Source organism: Intestinibacillus massiliensis, from assembly GCF_900155735.1.
Taxonomy (GTDB): domain Bacteria; phylum Bacillota; class Clostridia; order Oscillospirales; family Butyricicoccaceae; genus Intestinibacillus; species Intestinibacillus massiliensis.
Genome location: NZ_LT707060.1, coordinates 154,203 through 175,480 on the forward strand (window position 1 = coordinate 154,203; position 21,278 = coordinate 175,480).

Annotated in this window: 22 protein-coding genes; 15 read left to right on the plus strand and 7 right to left on the minus strand. The window is 61.4% G+C overall.

Translation table 11 applies throughout. The annotated features are described in order from the left end of the window. Nucleotides 1–99 precede the first annotated feature (99 nt). From iolE to CZ203_RS12140, 3 genes are all read left to right on the plus strand, one after another. Complete coding sequence (gene iolE / locus CZ203_RS12130) at nt 100–999, plus strand: myo-inosose-2 dehydratase (RefSeq protein ID WP_087066378.1); 900 nt, start codon at nt 100–102, stop codon at nt 997–999. 76 nt (nt 1,000–1,075) lie between these two features. After that, entirely contained in the window at nt 1,076–2,095 is a 1,020-nt protein-coding gene (locus tag CZ203_RS12135) for a Gfo/Idh/MocA family oxidoreductase (protein WP_087066379.1), read from the plus strand. Between the two features lie 90 nt (nt 2,096–2,185). After that, complete coding sequence (locus tag CZ203_RS12140; RefSeq protein ID WP_235847527.1) at nt 2,186–2,977, plus strand: 5-deoxy-glucuronate isomerase; 792 nt, start codon at nt 2,186–2,188, stop codon at nt 2,975–2,977. A gap of 186 nt (nt 2,978–3,163) precedes the next feature. On the opposite strand, the gene CZ203_RS12145 is transcribed toward CZ203_RS12140, so the two are convergent. After that, nucleotides 3,164–3,346: a hypothetical protein gene (locus CZ203_RS12145; RefSeq protein WP_087066380.1), complete on the minus strand. Its 183-nt coding sequence runs from the start codon at nt 3,344–3,346 to the stop codon at nt 3,164–3,166. 361 nt (nt 3,347–3,707) lie between these two features. Between CZ203_RS12145 and pyrR the strand changes: the two genes are divergently transcribed. From pyrR to CZ203_RS12200, 11 genes are all read left to right on the plus strand, one after another. Then, complete coding sequence (gene pyrR, locus CZ203_RS12150; RefSeq protein ID WP_087066381.1) at nt 3,708–4,244, plus strand: bifunctional pyr operon transcriptional regulator/uracil phosphoribosyltransferase PyrR; 537 nt, start codon at nt 3,708–3,710, stop codon at nt 4,242–4,244. Between the two features lie 5 nt (nt 4,245–4,249). Continuing rightward, on the plus strand, nt 4,250–5,218 hold the full coding sequence (locus CZ203_RS12155; RefSeq protein WP_087066806.1) for an aspartate carbamoyltransferase catalytic subunit: 969 nt from the start codon (nt 4,250–4,252) through the stop codon (nt 5,216–5,218). Next, the gene (locus CZ203_RS12160) at nt 5,175–6,473 is read left to right on the plus strand and encodes a dihydroorotase (protein WP_087066382.1); all 1,299 of its coding nucleotides are present in this window, start codon (nt 5,175–5,177) and stop codon (nt 6,471–6,473) included. Before CZ203_RS12155 ends, CZ203_RS12160 begins: the two co-directional genes overlap by 44 nt. A 29-nt stretch (nt 6,474–6,502) precedes the next feature. Then, nucleotides 6,503–7,420: an orotidine-5'-phosphate decarboxylase gene (gene pyrF / locus CZ203_RS12165; protein ID WP_087066383.1), complete on the plus strand. Its 918-nt coding sequence runs from the start codon at nt 6,503–6,505 to the stop codon at nt 7,418–7,420. Nucleotides 7,421–7,508: 88 nt separating this feature from the next. Continuing rightward, nucleotides 7,509–8,606: a carbamoyl phosphate synthase small subunit gene (locus tag CZ203_RS12170; RefSeq protein WP_087066384.1), complete on the plus strand. Its 1,098-nt coding sequence runs from the start codon at nt 7,509–7,511 to the stop codon at nt 8,604–8,606. Beyond that, on the plus strand, nt 8,606–11,794 hold the full coding sequence (carB, locus tag CZ203_RS12175; RefSeq protein ID WP_087066385.1) for a carbamoyl-phosphate synthase large subunit: 3,189 nt from the start codon (nt 8,606–8,608) through the stop codon (nt 11,792–11,794). The genes CZ203_RS12170 and carB overlap by 1 nt, the downstream gene beginning before the upstream one ends. A 147-nt stretch (nt 11,795–11,941) precedes the next feature. Next, the gene (locus CZ203_RS12180) at nt 11,942–12,262 is read left to right on the plus strand and encodes a hypothetical protein (protein WP_087066386.1); all 321 of its coding nucleotides are present in this window, start codon (nt 11,942–11,944) and stop codon (nt 12,260–12,262) included. 17 nt (nt 12,263–12,279) lie between these two features. Next, nucleotides 12,280–12,576, plus strand: a complete 297-nt coding sequence (locus CZ203_RS12185) for a hypothetical protein (RefSeq protein ID WP_087066387.1) — start codon at nt 12,280–12,282, stop codon at nt 12,574–12,576. A gap of 434 nt (nt 12,577–13,010) precedes the next feature. Further along, nucleotides 13,011–13,493 carry an iron-sulfur cluster-binding protein gene (locus CZ203_RS15180; RefSeq protein WP_235847528.1) on the plus strand — a complete coding sequence of 161 codons (483 nt, stop codon included), beginning with the start codon at nt 13,011–13,013 and terminating at the stop codon, nt 13,491–13,493. Continuing rightward, nucleotides 13,493–14,398 carry a dihydroorotate dehydrogenase gene (locus tag CZ203_RS12195; RefSeq protein ID WP_087066388.1) on the plus strand — a complete coding sequence of 302 codons (906 nt, stop codon included), beginning with the start codon at nt 13,493–13,495 and terminating at the stop codon, nt 14,396–14,398. The genes CZ203_RS15180 and CZ203_RS12195 overlap by 1 nt, the downstream gene beginning before the upstream one ends. Nucleotides 14,399–14,400: 2 nt before the next feature. Continuing rightward, the gene (locus tag CZ203_RS12200; protein WP_159456511.1) at nt 14,401–15,573 is read left to right on the plus strand and encodes a GNAT family N-acetyltransferase; all 1,173 of its coding nucleotides are present in this window, start codon (nt 14,401–14,403) and stop codon (nt 15,571–15,573) included. A gap of 36 nt (nt 15,574–15,609) precedes the next feature. On the opposite strand, the gene CZ203_RS12205 is transcribed toward CZ203_RS12200, so the two are convergent. The 5 genes from CZ203_RS12205 to CZ203_RS12225 all read right to left on the minus strand — a co-directional run bounded on the left by CZ203_RS12205 (nt 15,610) and on the right by CZ203_RS12225 (nt 19,627). Continuing rightward, entirely contained in the window at nt 15,610–15,960 is a 351-nt protein-coding gene (locus CZ203_RS12205; protein WP_087066390.1) for a hypothetical protein, read from the minus strand. 12 nt (nt 15,961–15,972) lie between these two features. Beyond that, on the minus strand, nt 15,973–16,311 hold the full coding sequence (locus CZ203_RS12210; RefSeq protein WP_087066391.1) for a hypothetical protein: 339 nt from the start codon (nt 16,309–16,311) through the stop codon (nt 15,973–15,975). 87 nt (nt 16,312–16,398) lie between these two features. Further along, nucleotides 16,399–17,253 carry an AraC family transcriptional regulator gene (locus tag CZ203_RS12215; RefSeq protein ID WP_159456512.1) on the minus strand — a complete coding sequence of 285 codons (855 nt, stop codon included), beginning with the start codon at nt 17,251–17,253 and terminating at the stop codon, nt 16,399–16,401. Nucleotides 17,254–17,320: 67 nt separating this feature from the next. Then, nucleotides 17,321–18,646 (minus strand): hypothetical protein, encoded by a 1,326-nt coding sequence (locus CZ203_RS12220; RefSeq protein WP_087066393.1) that lies wholly within the window; start codon nt 18,644–18,646, stop codon nt 17,321–17,323. A gap of 285 nt (nt 18,647–18,931) precedes the next feature. Next, a complete protein-coding gene (locus CZ203_RS12225) occupies nt 18,932–19,627 on the minus strand; it encodes a coenzyme F420-0:L-glutamate ligase (RefSeq protein WP_087066394.1) in 696 nt (231 codons plus the stop codon). A 206-nt stretch (nt 19,628–19,833) separates the two neighbouring features. On the opposite strand from CZ203_RS12225, the gene CZ203_RS12230 reads away from it, so the two are divergent. After that, nucleotides 19,834–20,397, plus strand: coding sequence for a class I SAM-dependent methyltransferase (locus CZ203_RS12230; protein ID WP_087066395.1), 564 nt, complete (start codon nt 19,834–19,836; stop codon nt 20,395–20,397). A 36-nt stretch (nt 20,398–20,433) separates the two neighbouring features. On the opposite strand, the gene rpiA is transcribed toward CZ203_RS12230, so the two are convergent. Beyond that, complete coding sequence (rpiA, locus tag CZ203_RS12235) at nt 20,434–21,108, minus strand: ribose-5-phosphate isomerase RpiA (protein WP_087066396.1); 675 nt, start codon at nt 21,106–21,108, stop codon at nt 20,434–20,436. Nucleotides 21,109–21,278 lie beyond the last annotated feature (170 nt).

Sequence of the window (21,278 nt, forward strand, 5' to 3'; positions counted from 1 at the left end):
GCCCAAAGCATTACTGCCCGAAGGCGCCCGCCCTTTTTGCACCAAAAATCAAAAAACTGCCTATTTTTGTGAGAGAAAATAAGGAGGAGAGAGAAGACTATGCTGAACAAAGACAAGGTCCGTATTGGTATTGCACCGATTGCCTGGACCGAAGACGACATGCCCGAAATGGGCGCGGAAAACAGCTTCCTGCAGACCATCAGCGAAATCTCCATGACCGATTATGTGGGCACTGAGATCGGCTGCCAGTATCCCCGCGACCCGGCGATCCTGAACAAGGAATTCGGCCGCCGCGGCATTTCCGCGATCACCGCGTGGATCAGCACCTATATCAATGAGCAGCCCCTGTGGTGGAACGAGCGTGCCTTTATCGACCACATGCATTTCCTGAAGGCGATCGGCGCGGAAGTCATCAACGTTTCCGACCAGAGCTTCTCGATCCAGCACCAGTGGAACACCCCGCTCAAGTATAAGAAGGTCCTGAACGACGACGAGTGGGAAGTACTGGCCAAGGGCCTTGACCACCTGGGCAAGATCGCTGTTGACAGCGGCATGAAGATCGTTTACCACCATCACATGACCACCACGGTGCAGACCACCGCGGAGATCGACCGCCTGATGGCGATGACCGACCCGAAGTTCGTCAACCTCATTTATGATACCGGCCACCTGACCTTCTCCGGCGAGGATCCGATCGAGATCCTCAAGAAGCATCACGACCGCATCAAGCACGTCCACCTGAAGAACGTGCGCAAGGCCGCGATGGACAAGTGCTATGCGGAGGAGAAGAGCTTCCTGCGCTCCATCCCCGAAGGCGTATTCACCGTACCGGGCGACCCGGACGGCTGCGTGGACTTCCCGACCGTATTCAAGCTGCTCGACGAGTATAACTACGAGGGCTGGCTGGTCGTCGAGGCCGAGCAGGATCCGGCGATCGCAAACCCGCTCGAGTATGCCCGCATGGCGCGCGCGTACGTCCGCGAGCACACCGGCCTCTAAGCGCTGCACATCTGAAAAGTGCCGCCCTTACCCGGAAAGTACAAGAGAATGCGAGCGTTAGGAGAGGAAGTCCCGTATGAAAACTGTTAAGATTGGTTCCGTCGGCCTGGGCCGTCTGGGCTATGAGCATGCGAAAAATATTGCGACCCGTGTTCCTGGCGCCGAACTGACAGCAATCTGCGACGTTGCCGCCGACCGCGTGCGGGAAGTGGCGGAGGAACTAGGCGTCAAGTACCAGTACACCGACTTTGCCGAGATGTGCGCCAACCCGGAACTGGATGCGATCGCCATCGTATCGCCCTCCATGTTCCACGGCGAGCAGATCAAAATGGCGCTGGACGCGGGCAAGCACGTCTTCTGCGACAAGCCGCTCGACACCACGGTGGAGAAGTGCAAGCTTGCGGAGAAGGCGGTCGAAGCGCATCCGGACAAGGTGTTTATGCTGGGTTTCATGCGCCGCTACGACCCCTCTTATGTAAAGGCAAAGGCGAAGCTTGACAACGGCGATATCGGCCGCGTCATCCTGGTGCGCTCCTATACCCAGGACCCGCGCACCACGATCGAAGGCACCCTGAAATTCGCGCCGCACTCCGGCGGCCAGTTCCTCGACATGTGCGTGCATGACATCGACCTGGTGCGCTGGTTCACCGGCTCTGAGCCGAAGAATGTCTGGGGCATCGGCGGCGTGTTCGAGTTCGAGCTGTATCGCGAGCTGAACGACGGCGACAACGTTGCGTGCATGATGCAGTGCGAGAACGAGGCGATGGCGTTTATGTTCGCCGGCCGCGCTTCCGCGCACGGCTGCAACGTCGAGACCGAGATCGTCGGCACCCGCGGCACCCTGCGCATCGCGTCCGTCGGCACGGACAGCATGCTGGAAGTGATGAGCAAGCACGGCGTATGCCGCGAATGCTACCCGGATTTCCTGGCGCGCTGGCACGAGGCCTATACGAACGAGATGATCGAATTCGTAAGCTGCATCCGCGAGGGGCGCAAGCCGGAGGTCACCGTTTACGACGGCACCGCCGTTTCCGAAATCGCCTACCGCTGCAAGGAATCCTTTGAATGCGGCGAGATGCTCCCGTTAAGGGACTGATTAGGAAGCTTCCTAACCGGATAATTTTATGACAGGCCAGCCGCCCCCTTTAGAGCGGGGCGGCGCCTGTATTGACAGGAGGTTTTTACATTGAAGTACACAAGCAAGGGCCCGCTGGTAAAGGGCTACAATGCAATGGTCACCGACCAGAACCCGGAAATGATGGGGATGGACTTTGGCATCTTTGCGATGACCGCGGGCGATAAGGCCAACTTTGACTATGCGCAGGAAGTCGTTTACGACCTGCTGTACGGCAAGGTTACGCTCACCTGGGACGGCAAGTCCGAGACCGTGGAGCGCAAGGACTGCTTCCACGTCGGCCCGATCGTGCTGCACGTGCCGGAAAACACCGCGGTTACTGTAGAGTGCCTGTCCGACAAGGCGGAAATCGCGATCACCAAGACCGCCAACCCCAAGAAGTTCGAAGCGCGCCTGCTGCGCGACAACGACCTGCTGTGCGCGAATGAAGCACGCGGCAAGGGCATCATGAACGATATTTCCGCCCGCCTGGTGCGCACCTTCTTCGACCGCTCCAACTGCCCGGAGACCAACTTCTTCATCGGCGAAGTGGTACATGAGCCCGGCAAGTGGTCCTCCTACCCGCCGCATCACCATGTCGAGCCGGAACTGTACTACTACAAGTTCCTGCCGGAAGACGGCTATGGCTACGGCGAGATCGACGACGACGTTTACAAGCTGCGCAACAACGACCTGACCGGCATGCCGAACGGCGCCACACATTCCCAGGTCGCAGCGCCGGGGTATTCCATGTTCTACCTGTGGGCGATCCGCCTCCAGGACGACAAGGACATCATCACCACGACCGACCCGCAGTACGCCTGGTGCGCGGAGCCGGACGCAAAGTTCTTCCCGGACATCTAAATCTGATAATCATTGTCTCCATGGTTATACGTATGGAAGGCCGCGGCGCGTATGCGCCGCGGCCTTCCTGTCTGTCCTGCGTAAAAGCCACCGGTTGCGCCGGCGTTTCCCCGGGTATGTACGGCGCAGCCCCGGCGGCGCGGGAACCTTTCCCCGCGTCCCGCGCCGCCGCCTGCCAGAAGGGCGTCAGCCCATCATGCCTGCAATGCCGTGCGCCGCATCATGCGCAAGATGCTCGGCATGGCGCGCGCCGGCCTTGATTGCCCGGCGCGCCTTGGGATTGTGCATCGCGCCTGCCGCCATAGCGGAAGCAATTGCGCCCGCTGCGACGCCTGCCGCGATCCCTGTTACAAATGGTGCTACCCGCATACGTCCCGTCCCCTTTCCTCATTGGACTGATTTATATGAAAATGCCGCCGATCCTAGTTTGTCCGGCGGCCGCCGTTTTTTCCCCGAGAGTTTGTACCGGATTTGCCGGGTTGTCACAAACAAGATAAAATTCACCGGCAATGGCAATTGGTTTTTTAGTGAATGCGACATTTACAAAACGCGCAAAATAAGTTATACTAACGTGTAAGAAATCAATGTTTTATGACGGCCTTTAAAGCGCAACCCGTGAGTTCGCCAAGGTGGAAAACAGGCAAAGCAGGAAAACCAAGGGGTTTCTGTATTTTGTAGGCTTCCCGCCGGGTGTGGGAAGCCTTTTTTGCGCCCGGAAGGAGGGCAAAGCGTGCATAAAAAAGCCGAAATCATGGACGAAGGCGGGATGCGCCGCGCGCTGACCCGGATCGCGTTCGAGATAATCGAGAAAAACCATGATATTCCCAGCATCCTGCTTGCGGGCGTCAAGACGCGCGGCGAATTTTTGGCAGGCCGCATCGCGGACAAGATCGGCGAAGTCGAAGGCGTGCGCCCGCCCGTGCTGGCGCTTGACATTTCCCCGCTGCGCGACGATATCCCGGCGGACAGCCGCCCGGCGGCGCGCTTTACGCCCAACCCCGCCGTGGAGGGCCGCACGGTCATCATTGTGGACGACGTGCTCTACACCGGGCGCACCGTGCGCGCCGCGATCGAAGCGGTGTCCCTGATGGGGCGCGCCGGGCGCATCCAGCTCGCCGTGCTGGTCGACCGGGGGCACCGGGAGCTGCCGATCCGGCCGGATTATATTGGCAAGAACCTGCCGACAGCGCAGAGCGAGCGCGTGCGCGTGATGGTACGCGAAGCGGACGGCTGCGACGGCGTCGTGATATTAGACGGGGAGGGATAAGTTTGATCACCAACCTCAAGACGCGCAAGGACCTGCTCGGCCTGCGCGAATTACCGGCGCAGAGCATCCGCTCTATCCTGCATTCGGCGGAAACCATGAAATTTGTACTGAGCCAGCCGATTAAAAAAGCGCCCCACCTGATGGGCAAGAGCGTCGTCGAACTGTTCGTCGGCGAGTCCATCCGCACGAAGCTGTCGTTTGAGCTTGCGGCGCAGTATATGACCGGCACGGTGTCCACGATCTCGGTCGGCGACACCACGCGCGAGCGTATCCGCGACGTCGTCACCGCGATCGACCACATGGGGGCGGACGTCATCATCCTGCGGCACCCGTTTTCCGGCACGCCGCACATGATCGCGCCGCTGGTACAGGCCTCCATCATCAACGCCGGCGACGGCATCAACGAGCAGCCGACCCAGGCGCTCGTCGATATTTTTACCATTTTTCAGAAAAAAGGCAGGATCAAGGGGCTGAACGTCGCGCTGACCGGCGATATCCTGCATAACCCGATCGCGCACTCCAATATCTGGGGGTTGCTCAAGCTGGGCGCGAACGTGCGCGTCGCCGGGCCGGCCACCCTGCTGCCGGCGGGCCTTGAAACCCTGGGCGTGCAGATTTGCCGCAGCCCGCGCGAGGCTGTGACGGACGCCGACGTTATTATGTCCATGCGCCTGCGCAGCGATGCAGTCGACCGCGGCCTGGTGCCGGACGAGCGCGAATACGCGCGCTGCTTCGGCCTGCATGAGCAGGAGCTGACCTATGCAAAGCCGGATGTGATCGTGATGCACGCGCTGCCGGTACGGCGCGGGGTGGATATGTCCGGCGCGGTGATTGCGGGGCCGAACTCCGTGATCGACGAGCAAGTTACGAACGGCGTCGCCATTAAAATGGCCGTCCTCTACATGTTTGCGAAGAAAGGGGGGTTTTACGGTGATCCTGATCCGGAAGGGCCGTGTTGTCAGCCCGAGAAATAAGCTGTCCGGCGTGATGGACGTGCTGATCGACGGCGAGGCCATCGTAAAGCTCGCGCCTGAGCTGCCCCAGTATTACGAAGACGAAAACGTGCGTATTATAGAAGCGACCGGGTGCATTGTGACGCCCGGCCTGATCGATATCCACTGCCACCTGTGCGAGCCGGGCTTCGAGAGCCGCGAGGACATCGCCAGCGGCACGCGCGCCGCGGTGCGCGGCGGCTTTACCAGCATCGCCTGCATGCCCGACACCCAGCCGAAGACCTGTTCCGCGCCGTCGGTCACCTATATCCTCGACCGCGCGCGCCGCGTGGGCGCGGCGCATGTGTTCCCGGTCGGCACGATCACGCGCTATGGGCAGGGCGAACAGCTCGCGCCGATTGCAGAAATGAAAATGGCGGGCGCCGTCGCGGTCAGCGACGAGGCCGAGCCGACGGCCGACGGCGGCGTGCTGCGCAACGCGCTCAAGTACGCGAACTCCTTTAAGATGCCCGTGCTGACGAACTGCCTCGACCGCTCCATCGCCGCGACCGGCGTGATGAACGAGGGGCTGGTCAGCACGCTGCACGGCCTGATGCCGATCCCGAAATCCGCGGAACAGTCGGTCGTGGCGCGCAACGTGATCCTGTCGCTCGAAACCGGCTGCCCGGTGCACCTGAGCCATATTTCCACCGAAGGCTCGGTTGAAATCGTGCGCTGGGGCAAGAAGATGGGCGCGCGGGTCACGGCGGATACCTGCCCGCAGTACTTCTCCCTGACGGAAGAGGCGGTCACCGGCTACAACACGATGGCAAAGCTCGACCCGCCGCTGCGCGCGCAGGCTGACGTCGACGCGGTGGTCGAGGGGCTGCGGGACGGCACGATCGATATCATCTCCACCGACCATATGCCGTGCACCGAGGACAGCAAGATCGCCGAGTTCGCCCGCGCGGCATACGGCATGAGCAGCCTGGAGACCGCGCTGGCCGCCAGCCTGACGTACCTCTACCACACGGGCAAGCTGTCCATGGGCGACCTGATCTATAAAATGACCGCCGCGCCGGCAGACCTGCTGCAGCTTGGACGGAGCGAGCTCCGGGAAGGCGCGCGCGCGGATATCACCATATTCGACCCGAACGCCACCTGGAAGGTGCGCCGCGAGGCGTTTGAATCCAAGGGCAAGAACACGCCGTACGAAGGCATGGAATTGCAGGGCGAAGTCATATCAACCATTGTCAGCGGCAGCATCCGTGTGCTTGACCGCATGGTGATGATGTAAGCCCGGATAGGGCGGGAAGGAGCACATACATGTCCATTCAAACCTTAGTCGAGAAAATCCGTGAGAAGGGGAACCCGACGGTCGCGGGCCTGGACGCGCGCCTGGAGTACATCCCGGAGACGATCGTCCGACGCCACCTGATGCTGCACGGCGAAACGCTGCGCGCCGCGGCGGAGAGCGTCGTGGAGTTCAACTGCGGCCTGATGGACGCGCTGGCCGATATCGTCCCCGCGGTCAAACCGCAGGCGGCCTATTATGAGCTGCTCGGCTCCTACGGCGCGATGGCGCTCAAGGAGACCATCGATTACGCGCACGCCAAGGGCCTTTACGTCATCGCGGATATCAAGCGCAACGACATCGGCGCGACGGCCGCGGCCTATGCGGAGGCCTACCTCGGCAAGACCCGCGTGGGCGATACCGAGATCGCGCCCTACGGCGCGGACAGCGCCACGGTCAACGCCTATCTGGGCACGGACGGCATCGAGCCTTTCCTGAAGGAGTGCCGCACGCGCGGGAAGGGCGTCTTCGTCCTGGTCAAGACCTCGAACCCGTCCTCGGGCGAGTTCCAGAACCGCGATATGGAGGGGCAGCCGCTTTACGCCCGCGTGGCCGAGATGATGGCCAAGTGGGGCGAAGGGCTGGATACGCCCTGCGGCTACAACCAGGTCGGCGCGGTCGTCGGCGCGACCTACCCGGAGGAGCAGAAAATCATCCGCACCCTGCTGCCGCGCGCATATTTCCTCGTGCCGGGCTACGGCGCGCAGGGCGCGACCGCCAAGGATATCGCAAACGCCTTTAACGACGACGGCCTGGGCGCCATCGTCAACTCCTCCCGCGGCATCATGTGCGCGTGGAAGAAGACGGGCAACAACGGCGCGGATTACAAGGAAGCGGCGCGCGCGGAGGCCATCCGCATGCGCGACGATATCGTAGCGGCGATCCGGTAAGCCTGTGGGACGCGCCGGGGCGGGCGGCTACCCGCCCCGGGATCACTTAGGGAAAACGAATTTCATATATTTAGGAGCGTGGGTATCTTTGAAAAAAGCATTTTTGCTGCTGGCGGACGGCACCCTGTTTGAGGGACAGGCCGTCGGCTATGAGGGCAGCAGCATCGGCGAGGTCGTATTCAACACCGGTATGGCCGGCTACCAGGAGGTCCTGACCGACCCGTCCTACTATGGGCAGGTCGTCACGATGACCTATCCGCTGGTCGGCAACTATGGCATCAACTTTGAGGACTATGAGAGCCGCAAGAGCTGGGTTTCCGGCTTTATCATGCGCGAGATGTGCGAATACCCGTCGAACTGGCGCTGCAAGCACACCCTGGACGAGTATCTCAAAATGCAGAAGGTCGTCGGCCTTTCCGGCATCGACACGCGCAAGCTGACCCGTATGCTGAGAAACAGCGGTGTAATGAACGGCGTGATTTATACGGAGGGTCATGAGCCGGACGAGGAGACCCTCGCACGCATGAAGGCCTATACGGTCAAGGACGCGGTGCGGGCGGTTTCCTGCACGGAAAACAAGGTATACCCCGCGGTGGGCGAGGCCAAGTACCGCATTGCGCTGTTTGATTTCGGCGTCAAGTACAATATCGAGCGGGAGCTGTGCCGCCGCGGCTGCGAGGTCGTCAAGGTGCCCGGCTTTACATCGGCGGAAACCGTCCTTGCGGGCGGCTATGACGGCGTGATGCTGTCGAACGGGCCCGGCGACCCGGCGGAAAACGTCGAGATCGTCGAAAACCTGCGTAAGCTGGCCGACAGCGGCATCCCGATCTTCGGCATCTGCCTGGGGCACCAGCTGATGAGCCTGGCGATCGGCGCGGAGACCCGCAAGCTCAAGTACGGCCACCGCGGCGTCAACCACCCGGTCAAGGACCTGGACGCGGACCGCACCTATATCACTTCGCAGAACCACGGCTATGCCGTCGTCGGCGAGACGGTTGACCCGGCGGTCGCCCGCGTGCGGTATGTGAACCTGAACGACGGCACCGTAGAGGGCGTCGAGCATATCGGCCGGCCGATCTTCACGGTGCAGTACCACCCCGAAGTCTGCCCCGGCCCGATGGACACCTCGTACCTGTTCGACATCTTCATCCAAAACATTGAGAAAACCAAGGGAGGCGCCCAGTAATGCCATTAAGAAAAGATATCCATAAGGTAATGGTGCTCGGCTCCGGCCCGATCGTCATCGGCCAGGCGGCGGAGTTCGACTATGCGGGCACGCAGGCCTGCCGCGCGCTGCGCGAAGAGGGGCTTGAGGTTGTGCTCGTCAACTCCAACCCCGCGACCATCATGACCGACAAGGCCATGGCGGACAAGGTCTATATCGAGCCTATGACCATCGAGGCCGTACAGGAGATCATCAAGAAGGAGCGCCCGGACTCCCTGCTGCCGAACCTCGGCGGCCAGACCGGCCTGAACCTCGCCATGGAGCTGTGTGAAAACGGCTTCCTGGATAAGATGGGCGTTAAGCTGCTCGGCGCGAACCCGACCACCATCGCCAAGGCAGAGGATCGCCAGATGTTCAAGGACACGATGGAGAAGATCGGCGAGCCGTGCATCGCCTCCAAGGTCGTGCACACGGTCGAGGACGCGGTCGAATTTACAAAAGAAATCGGCCTGCCCGTCATCATCCGCCCGGCGTACACGCTCGGCGGCACCGGCGGCGGCATCGCGTATAGCTGGGAACAGCTCCGCGAGATCGCGGCTTCCGGCATCATGTACTCCCGCGTGGACGAAATCCTGGTCGAGAAGTGCATCGCGGGCTGGAAGGAAATCGAATACGAGGTCATGCGCGACGCCAAGGGCAACGCGATCACGATCTGTAACATGGAAAACGTCGACCCGGTCGGCGTGCACACGGGTGACTCGGTCGTCGTCGCGCCGTCCCAGACGCTGTGCGACAAGGAATACCAGATGCTGCGCACCTCCGCGCTCAACATCATCACCGAGCTGGGGATCGAGGGCGGCTGCAACGTGCAGTACGCGCTCAACCCGGATTCCTTTGAATATGCGGTTATCGAGGTCAACCCGCGCGTATCGCGCTCCTCCGCGCTGGCTTCCAAGGCGACCGGATACCCGATCGCCAAGGTGACGGCCAAGATCGCGGTCGGCTACGGCCTGGACGAAATCGAAAACGCGGTGACGGGCAAGACCAAGGCCTGCTTCGAGCCGACGATCGACTACTGCGTCGTCAAGTTCCCGCGCTGGCCGTTTGACAAGTTCGTGTACGCGGACAACACGCTCGGCACCCAGATGAAGGCGACCGGCGAGGTCATGGCGATCGATAATAACTTCGAGGGCGCGCTGATGAAGGCCGTGCGCGGCTGCGAAATCAAGATGTCCTCCCTGATCGCCCCGCGCCTGCGCGAGAAGACGGACGACGAAATCCGCGCCGCGGTCTCCGTCACGGACGACGAGCGCCTCTTTAACATCTGCGAGGCCTTCCGCCGCGGCATCATGACGGTGCAGGAGGTCTTTGACATCACGAAGATCGACGTCTGGTTCCTGCACAAGTTCATGAACATCGTGGACATGGAGAACACGCTGAAGGCGGCGGACGCCATGACGCACGGGCTGTATCAGCGCGCCAAGAAGCTCGGCTTCCTGGATAAGACCATTGAGGAGCTGTCCGGCAAGGCGATCCCGGCGGACGTGAAGCGCCTGCCGGTCTACAAGATGGTCGATACCTGCGCGGCCGAATTTGAGGCGCAGACCCCGTATTATTACTCCACCTGGGACGAGGAGACCGAGGTAAAGCCCGCCAGCGGCAAGCAGAAGGTGCTCGTCCTCGGCTCCGGCCCGATCCGTATCGGCCAGGGCATCGAGTTCGATTACTGCTCGGTACACGCGGTCTGGGCGCTGCAGGAGCGCGGCTGCGAGACCGTGATCATCAACAACAACCCGGAGACCGTGTCCACCGACTTTGACACGGCAGACCGCCTGTATTTCGAGCCGCTGACCCCGGAGGACGTGACCGGCGTGGCCATGGCGGAAAAGCCGGATTATGCGATCGTGCAGTTCGGCGGGCAGACGGCGATCAACCTCGCCGCGCACATCGAGTCGCTCGGCATCCCGATCCTCGGCACCCCGGCGTGGTCGATCGACGCGGCAGAGGACCGCGAGAAGTTCGACGTCATCCTGGAGCAGTGCGGCATCCCGCGCCCGGCCGGCCACACGGTCATGACCGAGGAAGAGGCGGTGCGCGCCGCGGACGACCTCGGCTACCCGGTGCTGGTGCGCCCGTCCTACGTGCTCGGCGGCCAGGGCATGGAGATCGCGTACAAGGAAGAGGACGTGCGCGAGTTCATGAAGGTCATCACCCGCAACAAGGTGGAAAACCCGGTGCTGGTCGATAAGTACATGATGGGGCGCGAGATTGAGGTCGACGCGATCTGCGACGGCGACGATATCCTGATCCCCGGCATCATGGAGCATCTGGAGCGCGCGGGCGTGCACTCCGGCGACTCCATCTCGGTCTACCCGTCCATCACGATCGAAGACCGCCACAAGGAGACCATCATCAAGTACACCGAGGCGCTGGCGAAGTCCCTGGCCGTCCTCGGCCTGGTCAATATCCAGTTCGTGCTGTATAACGACGAGGTGTACGTCATCGAGGTCAACCCGCGCTCGTCCCGTACCGTGCCCTATATCTCCAAGGTCACGGGCGTGCCGATGGTCGACCTGGCGACCCGCTGCATGTTCGGCGAGAAGCTGCGCGACATGGGCTGCGGCATCGGCCTGCATCCGGAAAGCGACCACTACGCCGTCAAGGTGCCGGTCTTCTCGTTCCAGAAGCTGCGAGACCTCGACACGCAGCTGGGGCCGGAGATGAAGTCCACCGGCGAGGTGCTCGGTGTGTCCACCTCGTTCCGCGAGGCGCTGCTCAAGGGCCTCATGGGCGCGGGCTTCCAGATGAAGAAGCGCGGCGCGGTGCTGATTTCCGTGCGCGACTCGGACAAGCAGGAAGCCATCAAGATCGCGGAGCGCTTTGAGCGCCTGGGCTTCGACATCTACGCGACGAGCGGCACGGCGAACGTCCTCAACCGCCACATGGTTGCGACGAACGCGATCCGCAACGTGGACGAGCCCGCCCCGAACATCATCGACCTGATCGAGTCCGGCAAGGTGGATTACGTCATCGCGACCTCGGTCAAGGGGCGCCATCCGGAGCTTGGCTCCGTGCACATCCGCCGCACGGCGGTTGAGCGCGCCATCCCGTGCCTGACCTCCATCGACACGGCCTCCGCGCTGCTGCGCTGCCTGGAAGGCGATATCAAAATCGAAAACTGCCAGATGGTCGATATCAACACGATCTAAGGCTCTTAAAAGGGGATCCGCCGAAAGCCGGCGGATCCCCTTTCCCATGTTTGCTTGCAAAACAAGTTGACGCGGGACGGTGGAGGATGTAAAATAAAGGCATCCAAAGGGGAATCCTGACAGCGGGTAACCGGAAGGGGGCGGCTTATGGAGGGCAAGAGCGGTTTGCGGTGCTGGTGCGAAGCGCATCAGGAACGGCTCCGCAAAATCGTGTCGGATGGCGTGAGGCTTCTGGGCATGGGAACCGTGGCGTTATCCCTGTTATGGAGAATCGGCTTTGCATGGGCATATGTTTTTTTGCTTGTGTGGATCGCCATAGAGGGATGCTTCCTCATAGCGGTCGGGGTGCTGCGGCTGACCGGCCTGCTGACGCGCGCCCGCCCGATGGGCGATGGTGAGAAAGCGCTCTGGGGTCTCATGGTAGGGCTGATTTTACTGGGTATGGTGCTCGTTCTGGCACCGTATTAATGAAAGGGGGCGGGCGTATGTGGGCTTGGTGTGAAAAGCATCAAAAGCTGGTTTCCCGCGCGGTGCAGGCCGTATGGCTGCTCGCGGCCATCGCGCTGTTTTGCATCGTCATCAGCGGGCCATGGGGCACGGCATGGCCGGAGCACGTGCAGGTGATCGTCCTGGTACTGTACGCCGCCGCGTCCCTTGTGCGGCTGCTCGCGCAGCGTCTGGGGCTGGTGAAGGCCAACGGGCGCGGCATGGGCGTGCATCTCGCGGCCAGCTTTGCCATCCTGCTGGTTTTGCTCATCCTGATATCCCTTCCGCCACATTGACGGAAAACCCGCCGGGGAACCGGCGGGTTTTTGTATCCGGATTGAAAATTATCGGTAAAGCGCGCCGATGCCCTTCCTATTTGCGCGGAAATCATGTAAAATAGTACGCAGAAGCAAACGTTATAGGAGGTATTTATGGCAATTCAGGAAATTTGTACGGTTGCCGGCTGCACGGGCATCGCGCCGGGGCTGTTTGAGATGGTGCTGGAAGCGCCTGGGATTGCCCAGGCGGCGAAGCCGGGGCAGTTTGTGCACCTGGCTTGCGGGGAAGGCAACCTGCTGCGCCGCCCGATCTCGGTCTGCACGGCGCAGGGCACGGCGCTGCGCCTGGTATTCCAGGTCAAGGGCGCGGGGACGGAATGGCTTTCCGCGCGGCGCGCGGGCGACCGCGTCGACGTGCTGGGGCCGCTCGGCCACGGGTTNACGGGTTCGATTTGACGGCGGCGGGCGACCGGCCGGTGCTGATCGGCGGCGGCATCGGCGTGCCGCCCATGCTGTATGCCATGCAGGCGGCAAAGGCCGCTGGTGCGCAGCCCTCCGCGATCCTGGGGTTCCGCAGCCGCGGGATGGTGATTTTGGAAAACGAGTTCCAGGCCGCCGGTACGGCCTATACCGCGACGGACGACGGCTCCTACGGGGTGCATGGCTTCGTATCGGACGTGCTGCGCAGCCACATCGGGGAGTTTACGTCGGTGTGCGCCTGCGGCCCCAAGCCGATGCTGCGCGCGCTCGCGCAGATCGCCGGGGAGGCTGGGCTGCCGTGCCAGGTCTCGATGGAGGAGCGTATGGGCTGCGGCATCGGCGCGTGCTTGGTATGTGCCTGCGAACTCAAGCTGAAGGACGGCGGGGAAGGCGTAAGATACGGCCACGTGTGCAAGGACGGGCCGGTATTTGACGCAAAGGAGGTCGTGTGGTAATGGATTTACGCGTGAATATCTGCGGTGTGGAACTGAAAAACCCGATTACGACCGCATCCGGCACCTTCGGCTTCGGCCATGAATACGGCGAATTTTTCGACCTGTCGCTGCTCGGCGGCGTGGGCGTCAAGGGGCTGACCCCGCACGAGCGCCTGGGCAACCCCGCGCCGCGCATCGCGGAAACGCCGATGGGCATCCTCAACTGCGTCGGCCTGCAGAACCCGGGCATCGACCGCTTTATCGAGGAGCAGATCCCGTTCCTGCGGCAGTACGATACCGCGATCATCGCCAACGTATCCGGCAACACGGTCGAGGAGTACTGCGGCATGATCGAGAAAATTTCCGACGCGGATATCGACCTGATCGAGATGAATATCTCCTGCCCGAACGTCAAGTGCGGCGGCATGGCCTTCGGCACGCAGGCGCCCATGGTCACCGAGGTCGTTTCCGCCGCGAAAAAATACGCGAAAAAGCCGCTGATCGTCAAGCTCAGCCCCAATGTGACCGATATTGCGGAAATCGCCCGCGCGGCGGTCGACGCGGGTGCGGACGCGCTTTCGCTCATCAACACGCTGCTGGGGATGCGCATCGACGTGGACAGCCGCCGCCCCATCCTGTCCAACATCATGGGCGGCATGTCCGGCCCCGCGGTGTTCCCGGTGGCCGTGCGCATGGTCTACCAGGTGAAAAAGGCCGTAAATGTGCCGATCATCGGCATGGGCGGCATCCGCACCGGGCGCGACGTGGTGGAAATGATGCTTGCGGGCGCGGACGCGGTCGCCATCGGCACCGCGATGTTCGCCGACCCGCTCGCGCCGGTGCACGCGCTCGACGGCCTGAAGGGCTATATGGAGCGGCACAGGATAGAGCGGGTCACGGAGCTGACCGGCGCGGTGGAGGCCTGATGATGGATACGACGGTTTATTTGGTACGCCACGCCGAGGCCGAGGGCAACGTTTACCGCCGCTGCCACGGCCAGTATGACAGCCTGCTCACGCCGCGCGGCTTCCAGCAGCTCCCGTACCTGGCACAGCGCTTTGCGCCCGTCCCGCTGGACGCGGTCTATGCATCCGACCTGTACCGCGCGCGTACGACGGCGGGCGCGATCGCGGACGCCAAGGGCATGGGGGTCAGCCTGCGCCCGGTGCTGCGCGAAATCAATATGGGCGTGTGGGAAGACAAGCCCTGGGCGGAGCTGCCGCGGATCGACCCGGAAAAGTACCATGAATGGCAGTCCGCGCCGTGGAAATGCGTCGTACCCGGCGGGGAAAGCGTCATGGACGCGGGCGCGCGCATGTTTGACGGCGTGCGCGGGCTGGCGCAGTCGCATACGGGCGGCAGCATCGCGGTGGTGACGCACGGCTCGGCCATCCGCGGCGCGCTGTGCATCGCGCTCGGCTTGCAGCCGGAGCAGCTTGGCGAGGTCGGCTGGGGCGACAACACCTGCGTTGCAAAGCTGCGTTTCCAGGGCGGCGATGTGGAGCCGGAGTACTGGAACGACGCGAGCCATCTCCCGGAACAGCTTTCGACCTTTGCCTCGATCGGATGGACGAACCATAAGGGCGTCCCCGCGTCGCCGCAGATCTGGTTCAAGCCCGTCGACCTCGGCGACGGGGCGGAGCGGGAAACGCTGCTGCGCTTTGCCCGCCAGAAGTATGAGAGCGCCTACGGCAGCGCGGACGGCCTGCAGCCGGAGCAATACCTGGCCGATACGCGCGCCATGCAGGATAAGTGCCCGCGTGCCGTGACCTTCGGCATGATGGACGATATCCCGGCGGCGCTTGTGCGCATGAACGTGTGCGACGAATCCCGGCCGGATACCGGCGTGGTCGGCTCCTTCGTGATCGACGAGCCGTACCGGGGCTGCGGCCTGTCGCAGCAGGTCATCGGGCAGGCGATCAGCGTGTACCGTGAACTGGGGAAGGATTACCTGTGCGCCTATGTGGCGGATCACAACGAGCGCGCCAAGGGCTTTTACCATAAGTTCGGTTTCCAACAGGACGGCGAATACCGCAACGAGCTTGGCAACCATTACCGTATGGTCAAGCGCATCAAGGTGGACGCGCCGTCGGAAGAATGAGAAAACGCGCCGGATTCAAAGGAATCCGGCGCGTTTTTACGTGACTTGCAGGCGGTAGAGTACTTCGATCGCGATATATACCACCGCAATGGCGATGATCGGGAGTTTTTCCAGTACGCGCACCCACCAGGGGGCTTTGTTCATACCGCGCGCGGCAAGCCATATCATCCCGGCCAGGCAAAGCAGGATCAAAGCTAAAAAGGCATATTCTGTGTTGGTGAACGCGGGAGCGGCCGATTGCGACGGGTCCCAGGTGTTCCAAAAGGTGCGTTTTAGGGTAGTATATGGGATGGAAAGCAGCATTACCGCCAGCAGCAGCGACGAGGCGAGCCGCCGCCCGTTGCCCGGGTCGCGGTAATACCGGGAAATTTTTTGAACCAGCCGCATGGGATATCCCCCCTATGTGATATAAAAGCGGTATACGGCCTGCACCAGGATACCGGCGAGGCCGATCAGCAGGGCGGGCAGCAGTTCCAAGATCTTGACCCGCCAGGGGGCGTCGGAAGCGCCGCAGGTATAAATGAAAATCAAAACAGCCACGGCGATGAACGGGACGAGCGGCAGGAAGTCCAGGAAACGGCTGAGGAGCGTCGAAGGAGCCGGCGGTACCCACGTATACCAGAAAGTCCGTTTCAGGGTGGCATACAGGTTATACAGCATCATAACGGTGATAAAAAGGCAGCCCACCAGCCGGCGCCGGTTGCCGGGATCACGGTAATACTGTAAAAAACGGCGCATATCCTCCACCTCCTGGTTATAATTTACACAAAATGCAGGGCGATGTAAATGGACAGGGTGCATAAAGCGGAAGGGGGATTTTTGCCGTCAGCCCAGCGGGAATTTACGGAATTTGCCCGGGGAGATGCCGACCTTTTGCGTGAAGGCATTGATAAAGCTGATCTCGCTGCTGTAGCCCACGATGGAACTGATCTCCTTGATGGAAAACACCGAGTTTTTGAGCAGGTATTTCGCGTGGTTGAGGCGCGCGGTGATGATATATTCATAGGGCGAATAGCCGGTAGACTTTTTGAACACGCGCGTAAAATAGTACACGCTGAGCTGCGCCTGCGCGGCAAGCTCGTTTAGCGTGAGCGGGTCGCTCAGGTGCGTGTGGATATAGGCGATGGTGCGGCCGACCGGCGTGGATTGTTCCTCGGACAGGGTGAACAGCCCGGAGTCCGGCATCAGCGAGCACAGGATGCTGTAGATCGCGCGGGCGCAGTGCGGCTCGGAGACGTTCTGCTGGTTGCGGAACCGGGAGATGAGCTGGTACATCTGCGCTTCGATCTCCGGGTTGGTGCGGCGGTCAGCGACCAGGCAGCCCGTGCCCTGCGTCAGGAAATCGCACAGGGCGGGCAGGTTGACGCCGTCGATATGCATCCAATAGAACTCCAGGTAGGCGTCTGCGTAATAATGGTGCGGCTCATAGCAGTCGAGCAGGACGACCTGGCCGGCGCGCGCGGTTTCCTTCATCCCGCCATAATCGATTTGGAGCGCGCCTTGCTTGATATAGATGAGCAGGAAGGTCTGTGCGTTTTCACGGCGGATGGAATAGCCGCAGTCACAGTGGTAGTGCCCGCACATTGTCAGGTAGTAATAGAGCTGACGGGCGGTGTCCGATACCGTGATGAGATAATAGTCCGAGCCTGACAGGACGCCGGGTTCGTTGTGGCATAGCATTCTGCGGGCCTCCATTCAAAGCAGATAAGCCCCCGGGCGCGTGCGCCCGGGGGCAGGGGTTGTGGTTTTAGCCGTAGACGCGAGCGATTTCCTCGCGCGCAATCTCGACCCAACGGTAGAGGTTCTGCGGGCGGTTCGCCAGCGTGTGGTTGTCCTTCATGATCAGTTCCACGCAGTTGTTATTGGCCTTGCAGTGGGCCAGCAGTTCGTGCAGGCGGCCGCGGATGTAGCCTTCGTCGATCTGCGGCACCGCGATATCGGTCGGGCTGACCTTGTGCGCAAAGACGTAATCGGACTGCAGCATGTCGCTCATCTTCGGGATATCCGCCCACTGGGAGACCGAAACGCGGCGCAGGCGCGGCAGCTTCTTCACATGCTCCCAACGGCGGTCGAGGCCTTCGCAGCAGCCGTAGTAGTTGAGGCCGAACAGGTCTGCCAGCTCGATCTGGTACGGGATGAGGAACTCGCCGACCATGTCGGGGGAAACCTCGCTCGTCTCCTGCGCCTCATTGAAGCCCCACATTTCACGCAGCAGGACATGGGACGGGTCGGCCGGGTTCAGTTCGTCCGTGTAGCCGATGCCGCCGGAACCGATGTAGCAGTCCTTGGAGTTATCGTATAGCAGGCCGTTATCCTCTAAGTATTTAAACTTTGCCTTATAACCATCCGTAAACAGGCGCATCATCTCGTGCACCTTGTCAGGGAAGTCGTAGAAGTCGCACATCATGTTTTCCATGCCGCGCAGGTTGGAATAGGAGAGCGACAGGTCGGGAGACCACCACCACTTGTGGCGGCGCACGACGGTCAGCAAACCGTCGAATACGTCCTGTGCGATCTCAAACGCCTTGTTGGAGGCTTCCCAATCGACCGTGATGACGGGCGTCTTAATGAGCGAGGCAAGGTCGCAGTTTTCAAACTCGTCCTCGTCCATCTCCGCGAGGGGGGACTTCCAGACATACGCGCCGCCGTGCTCAAAATCGCCGATGCGCTCCTCGTGGATGCCCCACTTGGAATCGGTGGCGCAGTAAGGCAGGCAGAACTGCGCGGTAATCGGCTTATCGTCCTTGATGTTCTCTGCCCAGCAGATTTCCTTGCGCAGCCACATTTCCCAATCGCCGGCCATTTCGCCCTCGCACTGGATGGTCTTTTCCCAAGGGAAAATCTCGTTCCAGCCGTTTTCGGGGTCGGCCAGGATCACCGGGCGCGTCTGCTGCAGGCCGTTATGCGCAATCCACAGCTTGGCCTTTTCCTCCTCTACCGGGCGCTCGGCCAGCGCCTTGAGCTGCTGCGCCAGGCCGCGCAGGATTTTGCGGTCGTGATCGGAAATCACGCACTGCTCGGCCGGCCAGCCGGATTCGCTGAGGTTACCGCAGGATGCTTTGTCTAGTCTCATGATCATTTTCCTCCCGTCTGCTGAAACCTTTTGGATATTGCCACCGGGCAATTTCCAAAAGGTTTGAAAAAACACCGATTAAACTGTGAAATATGCCGCGTGTTTCGTAACATACCTCTTCTCTCTTGTACCAATCATACAAAAAAGCAGGGCAAAACGCAATAGGTGAATTTGCCCTATATATAATAAATGTTGCCCAATACCGAAAAAAGTGCGCAAAACGGGCAGGAGGGCGCAAAAAAGCAGCCCGCGGCCAAGGGCTGCGGGCTGCTTGCAAAAACGGCTTCAGGCGCGGCGGATAATGCCCATCGGCGTCTGTTCGCTGGACTGGCCGAGCGGGTTGTCCTTGAGGACGCGCACGCACCAGTCGCGGTCGATCGAAGGTTCGGAGGCGCCGAGGATGTTGCCGCCCAGGTCGTTGAGGTCGATGATGATGACCTTATGGCCGAGCTTGGCCGCGATTTTCGCGGCGGTGGCGTCCGGGTCGGCCGGGCCGAGCACGACGCACTGGTTGTACGGGGGCAGGGTGTTCGGGGTCGGGCCGTCGATAGAGGCCGCCTTGCGGCCTGCGACGATATAGAACCAGCCGCGGCAGCCGAACAGCTTGCCGATCACCGAGCAGAACGCCGCCAGCAGGATGCGGGGCGTGCCGCACTCCTGGAGCGCCATCTCCATGGTCTCCGGGATGCCCAGGCCGATGCCGTGCGGGGTCTTGGTCACGTGCTTCGACAGGAAAACGGCCAGGCGGCGGGGCTTGATGTCCTTGAGGAAGATGGCGCGCTTCTGGGAGCAGGCCACGCATTTTTCCGAGATAAACAGGATGTCGCCGTCCTCCAGGTGGGGGCCGGCGTATTGCTCCGCTACGTCGACGATATCGTCCTTGTCGGTGACGACATGGGTTTTGATCGGCAGGCGGCGGTAGGACACGCCGTCCACTTCGATCAGTTCATTTTTTCCTTCGTTGCTGGTGAGTTCGGCCATAACAGAAGATCGTCCCTTCGAGTTTCTATTTCCATGCTTTTATTTTTCACGAATATAAACAGTATAATACACCCAATCGCAAAAAGCAATTGTAAAACCGCCAAAAAGCACCCGGTTTTGACGCGTTTTTTGAATCGGCGGGGCACGCTTGCACAGGCGCCGCGTTTCCGGTACAATAAGAGGCGTAGGAAAGGGGAGGGCTTTACATGGGCATCAATACGGTGGCGCTCGCGCACCATTTTATCCGGCAGTATGTGCGGCCGGGCGACCTCTGCATCGACGCGACGGCCGGGCGCGGCCGGGATACCGAGCTGCTGTGCGCGCTCGCCGGCGGGACCGGGCGGGTGCTCGCGTTCGACGTGCAGGAGGACGCCGTCCGGCAGACGCGCGCGCGGGTCGAGGCCGCGGGCTATGGGGCGCGCTGCCGGGTCATCCACGACAGCCACAGCGAAATGGGGCGCTACGCGGCGGAAGGCAGCGTGCGCTGCATCGTCTTCAATTTCGGCTACCTGCCGGGCGGCGACCACCGGGTGTTCACCCGGGCGGAGACCAGTATCCCGGCGATCGAAACCGGGCTGCGGCTGCTGGCGCCGGGCGGCGTGATGAGCCTGTCCATCTATTACGGCGGGGACACCGGCTATGAAGAACGCGACGCGCTGCTGCGTTTCCTCGCGACGGTGGACGACAAGGGGTACACCGTGCTGACGGGGGCGTTTGCCAACCGGCCGAACGACCCGCCGATCCCGGTTTTCATCTGGAAGGACACATAAAAAGGCTGCATCCCGGGAGGGATGCAGCCTTTTGGCTTACTTGCCTGCGTTTTCGATGACCTTCACGCCGTCGTCCGTGCCGACGATGATGCGCTTGCACATATTGAGGAAAAGGCCGGTTTCCAGTACGCCGACCATGCCCAGCAGCTTGGAAGCCACGTCCGCGATATCCATCGGCGCGCCGACGTGCAGGTCGGCGATGTAGTTGCCGTTATCGGTGACGAAGGTTTTGCCATCCTTCACGCGCAGCACCGGGTGCAGCCCCGCCTGCTCCATCTGGCGGAGCACATGGGTGTAGCCGTACGGCAGGATCTCGACCGGCAGGGGGAAGGAGCCGATCGCGTCCACAAGCTTGCTTTCGTCCATGATCCAGATGACCTCTTTCGCGGAGGAGGCGACCACCTTTTCGCGGAAGAGCGCGCCGCCGCCGCCCTTGATCGCGTTAAAGGCGGGGTCGATCTGGTCGACGCCGTCGATTGCGAGGTCAAGCCCCTCGACCTCGTCGATGGATACGAGCGGGATGCCCAGGCCGAGCGCCTGCGCCTCGGTCGCCTTGGAGGTCGGCACGGCGCGCAGGTCCATGCCCGCCTTCACCAGGCGGCCGACCGCTTCCACCATATAGTACGCGGTGGAGCCGGTGCCCAGGCCGACGGTCATGCCGTCCTTGATGTATTCCGCCGCTTTTTCCCCTGCAATGCGTTTTTGATCCATAGTTGTAAATCCTCCCCTGAAGTTGTAAAAAGTTAAGGGCAATGCCTGTCCAACAAGATCATATCACAGTTTGCAAAAAATTGAAATCGCGAAATCAAATTACGTATACAATTTTATCCCGCGCGGGGCGGTATAAAGACAAAAAAACAACAGCCTGGTTTGGATGGTTC

Coding starts and splice junctions, on each gene's coding strand:
- CZ203_RS12135 (WP_087066379.1), top strand. CDS start 1,076: ATGAAAACTGTTAAGATTGGTTCCGTCGGCCTGGGCCGTCTGGGCTAT.
- rpiA (WP_087066396.1), bottom strand. CDS start 21,108: ATGGATCAAAAACGCATTGCAGGGGAAAAAGCGGCGGAATACATCAAG.
- CZ203_RS12210 (WP_087066391.1), bottom strand. CDS start 16,311: ATGCGCCGTTTTTTACAGTATTACCGTGATCCCGGCAACCGGCGCCGG.
- CZ203_RS12185 (WP_087066387.1), top strand. CDS start 12,280: ATGTGGGCTTGGTGTGAAAAGCATCAAAAGCTGGTTTCCCGCGCGGTG.
- carB (WP_087066385.1), top strand. CDS start 8,606: ATGCCATTAAGAAAAGATATCCATAAGGTAATGGTGCTCGGCTCCGGC.
- CZ203_RS12205 (WP_087066390.1), bottom strand. CDS start 15,960: ATGCGGCTGGTTCAAAAAATTTCCCGGTATTACCGCGACCCGGGCAAC.
- pyrF (WP_087066383.1), top strand. CDS start 6,503: ATGTCCATTCAAACCTTAGTCGAGAAAATCCGTGAGAAGGGGAACCCG.
- CZ203_RS12230 (WP_087066395.1), top strand. CDS start 19,834: ATGGGCATCAATACGGTGGCGCTCGCGCACCATTTTATCCGGCAGTAT.
- CZ203_RS12200 (WP_159456511.1), top strand. CDS start 14,401: ATGGATACGACGGTTTATTTGGTACGCCACGCCGAGGCCGAGGGCAAC.
- CZ203_RS12145 (WP_087066380.1), bottom strand. CDS start 3,346: ATGCGGGTAGCACCATTTGTAACAGGGATCGCGGCAGGCGTCGCAGCG.
- CZ203_RS12180 (WP_087066386.1), top strand. CDS start 11,942: ATGGAGGGCAAGAGCGGTTTGCGGTGCTGGTGCGAAGCGCATCAGGAA.
- iolE (WP_087066378.1), top strand. CDS start 100: ATGCTGAACAAAGACAAGGTCCGTATTGGTATTGCACCGATTGCCTGG.
- CZ203_RS12215 (WP_159456512.1), bottom strand. CDS start 17,253: ATGCTATGCCACAACGAACCCGGCGTCCTGTCAGGCTCGGACTATTAT.
- CZ203_RS12225 (WP_087066394.1), bottom strand. CDS start 19,627: ATGGCCGAACTCACCAGCAACGAAGGAAAAAATGAACTGATCGAAGTG.
- CZ203_RS12195 (WP_087066388.1), top strand. CDS start 13,493: ATGGATTTACGCGTGAATATCTGCGGTGTGGAACTGAAAAACCCGATT.
- CZ203_RS12220 (WP_087066393.1), bottom strand. CDS start 18,646: ATGAGACTAGACAAAGCATCCTGCGGTAACCTCAGCGAATCCGGCTGG.